This is a genomic window from uncultured Fibrobacter sp. (genome assembly GCF_937877005.1).
Classification (GTDB): Bacteria; Fibrobacterota; Fibrobacteria; order Fibrobacterales; family Fibrobacteraceae; genus Fibrobacter.
Genome location: NZ_CALEFV010000021.1, coordinates 1 through 1,517, shown reverse-complemented (window position 1 = coordinate 1,517; position 1,517 = coordinate 1). Strand labels below are relative to the sequence as shown.

At 47.1% G+C, this 1,517-nt stretch carries 1 protein-coding gene; it reads left to right on the top strand.

All coding sequences use genetic code 11. The annotated features are described in order from the left end of the window. The first annotated feature begins 111 nt into the window (after window positions 1-111). Window positions 112-1,443 (top strand): T9SS type A sorting domain-containing protein, encoded by a 1,332-nt coding sequence (locus tag Q0628_RS01120; RefSeq protein WP_298767726.1) that lies wholly within the window; start codon window positions 112-114, stop codon window positions 1,441-1,443. Window positions 1,444-1,517 lie beyond the last annotated feature (74 nt).

Sequence of the window (1,517 nt, the reverse complement as noted above, 5' to 3'; positions counted from 1 at the left end):
GCAAGATTGAATTTAGGGGTGCCCGGAAGAACGGTGGGGATTATTTGGATGGGTGATTAAGTTTCTGTTCTGTGCAAAAGAGCTATATTATGCGCAAAAAGAAGTCTGATTATGCATAAGATTATTGTTTCCATAATTGCCCTATTGGCTATGACGCAAACCGCCATAGCCCAATTCAATACTCACATAAGCCATAGGCTCATCAGCGGAAAGTCGGTGCAAACAGTAAAAGCGGGAGACTTCATCGAACCTGTCGTTTACGAAATTACGGAACTCAATCGAGTTTATGATTTTTATATCAATTACCCGGTAAATACAACGGTCAAGACGCTGGGACTGAAACTGGATTGCGACACACTGCCAAGCAGTAAAGCAGAGTGCACCATATCCGGTCGCATTCCGGCTAACACCCCCGGGGACGAATACGAAATGTCATTTACCGCAGCTGGGAATTATGCCCATGAATACCTGCAAATCACAACCGGTATAAACGTCACCCCGTTAAATGAACAAGTGGAGCATGTCAGCGGAAACCTTGACCAAACAGTTACCGCAAGCGATGAGATTGAGCCCATTGTATTCGGTTATACAGAATTGTTTAAAGCAAGTCTTTCTGGCGTGCCTGAGGGAATTTCGGCAAAAATAGACGACGAATCTGCTATAATTACAATTTCGGGTGCCACGGGCCAGGACCATCCCGATGGCGATTTTAATTATAGACTAGCAGCCTACATTACGGAAAAAGATTCCATCGTCTTTAACGGCACAATTTCTGTCAAACACAAAAAGTTCACAACGACATTAGTCGCTATCGAAAACGAAACGCAAGATGTCGTTGCAGGCAACGCGATCAAACCGATCGTGTTTAGGTATGCCCACATGCAGAACGCGACCGTTGACGGGATTCTCGAAGGCTTCGAAGTCAATCAGGATAAAGAAAAGGATCTCGTCATTATCACGGGAACCATTCCTCAAGATATCGGTGACCATGTGCTGACCATAACCGTAACCGCACAAGGCAACGACAATAACGCCGAAGCTAAAGCCTCCGTCAACATTTCGGCAAATCCCGACTATTCTTCTAGCTCTGTCTCTAGCAGCAGCGAAGTTTCCCCAAGTTCGTCTTCTGTAGCATCAAGCAGCAGCGCCGCGGAGTCTAGTAGTAGTGAAGCTGCCGAAAGTTCTTCTAGCGAACACACGACCGCAATTTCTGTTGTTCGAAACATATGCGACGTAATCTTCGCGAACAATGAATTGAGCGTCACTCTTGCAAGCGTGCCCAGTGCGAACTTGCAGATATTCGACATGATGGGCCACCTGCTCGAAACCCTCGATGTAGGCGCTTCGACTACAATCAACCTCGGCCACCTGCCGCGCGGAACACTCCTCCTTAGAATTTATGGCCAGGGTTTTGCCGAAACAAGACAGATTGTTGTCAAATAAAGTAAACGGACTGCCCGTATAATTAAGATATTACGCCCCTTTCCCGAGCACGGCGCGGGCCAGCTGGTCGGCGC

Excerpts from the sequence above, each read along its gene's own strand:
- Q0628_RS01120 (WP_298767726.1), top strand. The coding sequence starts at position 112 with ATGCATAAGATTATTGTTTCCATAATTGCCCTATTGGCTATGACGCAA.